Source organism: Streptomyces capoamus, assembly GCF_014654935.1.
In the GTDB taxonomy this organism is placed as follows: Bacteria; Actinomycetota; Actinomycetes; order Streptomycetales; family Streptomycetaceae; genus Streptomyces; species Streptomyces capoamus.
Genome location: NZ_BNBF01000040.1, coordinates 38,435 through 42,586, shown reverse-complemented (window position 1 = coordinate 42,586; position 4,152 = coordinate 38,435). Strand labels below are relative to the sequence as shown.

Annotated in this window: 3 protein-coding genes; 1 reads left to right on the top strand and 2 read right to left on the bottom strand. The window is 69.8% G+C overall.

Features of this window, described 5'->3' with window-relative positions; translation table 11 throughout:
• Nucleotides 1-395 precede the first annotated feature (395 nt).
• Both IE312_RS36020 and IE312_RS36015 read right to left on the bottom strand, forming a co-directional pair.
• The gene (locus tag IE312_RS36020) at nt 396-1,571 is read right to left on the bottom strand and encodes a glutathione-independent formaldehyde dehydrogenase (protein WP_189986540.1); all 1,176 of its coding nucleotides are present in this window, start codon (nt 1,569-1,571) and stop codon (nt 396-398) included.
• 328 nt (nt 1,572-1,899) lie between these two features.
• Nucleotides 1,900-2,982: a hypothetical protein gene (locus tag IE312_RS36015; protein WP_229900858.1), complete on the bottom strand. Its 1,083-nt coding sequence runs from the start codon at nt 2,980-2,982 to the stop codon at nt 1,900-1,902.
• 430 nt (nt 2,983-3,412) lie between these two features.
• Here IE312_RS36015 and IE312_RS43360 point away from each other — a divergent pair.
• The coding region (locus tag IE312_RS43360; protein ID WP_229900857.1) for an ATP-binding cassette domain-containing protein at nt 3,413-4,152 on the top strand (740 nt) is incomplete at its 3' end.

Genomic DNA, 4,152 nt, shown 5'->3' with positions numbered 1-4,152 from the left:
CGGCGGTCGTGGCGGAGCGGTGCCGGAAGGCGTCGCCGACGCCCAGGGCCCGGGCGAAGCCCCCCGGGGCGACGACCTGGGGCACGCCCAGGGCCGCACTGGCCCAGCCGAGACCGCGCACGAGCGGATCGTGCCGGAGGCGGGAGGTGGAACGTGTGTCTGTCTTCATCAAGTGCTCCCCACGTGCGGTGAGGTGAACGGAAGGCGGGCCACTCGAACGAGGTGAAAGGTGCGGAGTGGACAACGGCGGAGTTTCCGCGTGGACCGCAGTCAATCCTCGGCTTCCGTCACCGACCGGCGTGGCAGGGCTGAGGAGCGCAGGCGACGGCTGCCCGTCCGACCCCGGCCGGAGCCGGGGCCGGACGCCGCGCAGGCGGGCGGCGGCCCTGTGCTCCCTACCGCTTGTGGCCGTTGCCGTGGCCGTCGGGATGGAGGACGACCTTGGTCCAGCCGTCGTCGCGGGCGTCGAAGTGCTCGTAGGCGGTGGGGGCCTCGTCGAGGCTCAATTCGTGGGAGACGACGAAGCTCGGCTCCGCCTTCCCGCCGGCGATCAGGTCCCGCAGGGCCCGGTTGTACTTCTTCACCGGTGCCTGCCCGGTTCCCATGTGCTGGCCCTTGAACCACATCAGGCCGAAGTCGATCGGGACCTTGCCCTGGGCCTCCAGCTCTCCCTGGGCCTCCTCGCCACCGGGGTCCTGGGGCAGGAACACGCCCACCACGCCGATGTGGCCGGTGAACCTGACCGAGTCGATCAGGCCGTTGAGCGTGAGGCTGGCGTCCTCGTTCCCCTGGGGGTCGTGTGCCTGGTAGCCGACGCATTCGCAGCCGTTGTCGGCGCCCAGACCGAGGGTGGCCTCCTTGACGACCTCCGCCGGGTCCTGTTCGGCGGTGTTGATGGGGATGGCCCCGAGTTCCTCCGCCTTGCGCAGCCGGTCGGGCTGGTGGTCGGCCGTCCAGACGCGGCCGGCGCCCTTGAGGAGGGCGGAGTAGGTCGCCATCAGCCCGACGGGACCGGCCCCGAAGACGATGGTCTGGTCGCCCGGCTTGACGTGGGCCATCTCGGTGGCGTGATAGCCGGTGGGGAAGATGTCGGCGAGCATCACGTAGTCGGTCTGCCGCTCGGCGGCGTCCTCGCCCAGACGCAGCGCGTTGAAGTCGCCGTAGGGCACGCGCAGCAGTTCCGCCTGGCCGCCCTGGTAGGGGCCCATGTCGGCGAACCCGTAGGCGGCTCCGGCGAGGGCGGGTTCGGGCTGCATGGTCAGGCAGTAGTTGGTCAGGCCCTGCTCGCACTGCTTGCAGAAGCCACAGGCGATGTTGAAGGGCAGGACCACGTACTCGCCGACCTGGACCTTGCGGACGGCCGAGCCGACCTCCACGACCTGACCCAGGTTCTCGTGACCGAGGGTGCGGCCCGACTCGAACGAGGTGCGGCCCTCGTACATGTGCAGGTCGGAACCACAGATGTTGGTGGTGGTGATCTTGACGATGATGTCGCAGGGGTGTTCGATCTTCGCGTCCGGTACGTCCTTCACTGTGACCGTTCGCGGTCCTTCGTATACCGCTGCCTTCATGATGACTTCCCTCGGTGTCGCGGCATGACCGCGGCACGGCGATGATGAGACGGCGCAACGAGCCCGACTCCCGGTAGGCAACGAGCCCGACTCCGGTGGTTGCCGTGACGGGGTCCGTGGCTCCGGCACGCCTCCGTGGGCCGTTCACCCGGATCAGGTGGGACGGTGGTTCCGCCGCCGGCCTGCTCGGCGGGGCCTCAGCACTCCGGCGGTGTGCGGTGCGGGTCCCCGTCGGTTTCCACGCGAAACGGCTCTTCGCCGGTCGATCGGGACTTTCCGTACGCGGACGGCCACCGGTCCGAGGCAGGTCTCCGGCTCGGGTCACCGGCTAGTCGTCGTGGTCGTCCGCCATGCGGCGACGTTCCTGTTCCCGCTTGGAAAAGGCGGCTGCCCGGATCGCCTTGTCGCTCTCCAGACCGGATCCCAGGGCGCCGCCCACCGTGGCGATCGAAGCGACGAACCAGGACAGCGTCCAGTACTCCGTGGCCTGCAGGGGGGTCCGTGTCATCGAGGCGAAGACTTGTTCGTTGAGGATGAACAGCGCCCACACCATGCTGATGACCAGCAGACCCGCGTAACAGACGACCACGCCGATACCGACGGTCACGACCGTGGACGCGTTGTAGAGAGTCGTCCTCTTCCTCTCCTCCGCCGAGTCGTCCGTTGCGCGATGCCACAGGTGCGCGTCCACGATCAACCAGCCGATCATGAGCACGATGGAACCGACCATGGCGATCACAAGGCGCACCGTGCTCAGCGCCTCGGACAGACTCCAGAGGGTGGAGTTCACGGTGGCGATGGCTCCCGTGGCAAGGGCGGCCGCAAGGGCTTTCGACAGGCCCGGCACCAACCGCCAGGGCTGATTGGCGCGAACCATACCGCCGAGGACCTGCAGGCAACCGCCCGGCCCGCTGACGACGTACCGCAGATCGGCGGTCTCCCCCTCACCGATCGGGCCCCGGTGAACAGGCGCAAGACGGCTGACGAAGCGTCCCAGCGGCTGGCGCTGCGCAGGTTCCCCGGCTGCAGTGGCTTGCTGACTCGCCAGGCTGAGCACGGTCTCCTCCACCGCCCGCAGGGCCTTTCTCCGAAATCGCAGGCCCCCCAGCGACGGGAGGGACAGCAGCGCCAAGCCGTGCTCATGGCTCAGATCCACCACGAGTTTGTGCCCGTGCGAGTGCAGCGGAAGATCGGTGAGGGCGACGACGATGTCCCAACGCTCCGCACGCCTGCGGTCCATGATCCGGCGCGTCAATGTCGACAGGTCCTCGGTCCCCGCGGTGAACGGCTCACTGACCACCTTGACCTCGAACCGTCGCCCGCCCGACTTGTCGGCGAGTCGAGCGGGAAGCACCCGGGCCACGCGCTGCGCGATCTCCGTCGGTGCGTCCGGATCCGCCAGGAGAGCCACGACCGTGACTCGCTGCGACGACTCCCGCATGACCCCGGCCTTTCTCGTCGGCTGTCCCCCCCCCCCCCGGCGCTCACCAGAGTTCCCAGAATGGCTCCGGGACAACAACGGCGCGCCCCGACTTCGAGAACTTCGAGAAGATCGCCGACAGGGACAAGGACGGAAGCGTCGGAGTGTCGCCGCGGTCGCCGCCCTGCCGGCGAGCGCCGCCGTCGCCTTCGCCGTACGCCACCGGTTCGCGGACCCGGCCGGCGCACGACCGCTCCCCGCCCCGGAGGTCCCGGGGGACGCCCGGGCTCCGGCTGCCCGAAAAATAATCAGCAGCCGTCGACCGGGCCCACCTGGCACGGTGGTCCGGGAACCGCCCGCCCGCGGAGCGCGCCGGCGCACCCGTGCCGGTATCCGTACAGCAGACAAGGACACAGCGAAGATGGGACATCTGGAGGCCTCTCACCTCGAGTACCACCTGCCCGACGGGCGCGCCCTCCTCGGCGACGTGTCGTTCCGGGTGGGCGAGGGAGCGGTGGCGGCCCTGGTCGGCGCGAACGGCGCCGGCAAGACGACCCTGTTGCGTCTGCTGTCCGGCGAACTCAAGCCGCACGGCGGCACCGTCACGTCGAGCGGCGGTGTCGGGGTGATGCGGCAGTTCGTCGGTTCGGTGCGGGACGAGAGCACGGTCCGCGACCTGCTGGTGTCGGTGGCGCCGCCGCGCATCCGGCGGGCCGCGCAGGCCGTGGACGCTGCCGAGCACCTGATCATGACGGTGGACGACGAGACCGCCCAGATGAAGTACGCCCAGGCCCTGGCCGACTGGGCGGAGGCACGCGGCTACGAGGCGGAGACCCTGTGGGACATGTGCACCATGGCCGCGCTCGGCGTGCCGTACGAGAAGGCGCAGTGGCGTCAGATCCGCACCCTCTCGGGCGGTGAACAGAAGCGGCTCGTCCTGGAGGCGCTGCTGCGTGGTCCCGACGAGGTGCTCCTGCTGGACGAGCCCGACAACTACCTGGACGTACCGGGCAAACGGTGGCTGGAGGAACGGCTCGGGGAGACCGGCAAGACCGTGCTGTTCGTCTCGCACGACCGGGAGCTGCTGGCGCGGGCCGCCCAGCGGATCATCGCGGTGGAGCCGAGCCCGGCCGGTTCCGACGTCTGGGTGCACGGCGGTGG

Bases quoted from the DNA above. Each gene is read 5' to 3' on its own strand.
- IE312_RS36020 (WP_189986540.1), bottom strand. From the start codon at position 1,571: ATGAAGGCAGCGGTATACGAAGGACCGCGAACGGTCACAGTGAAGGAC.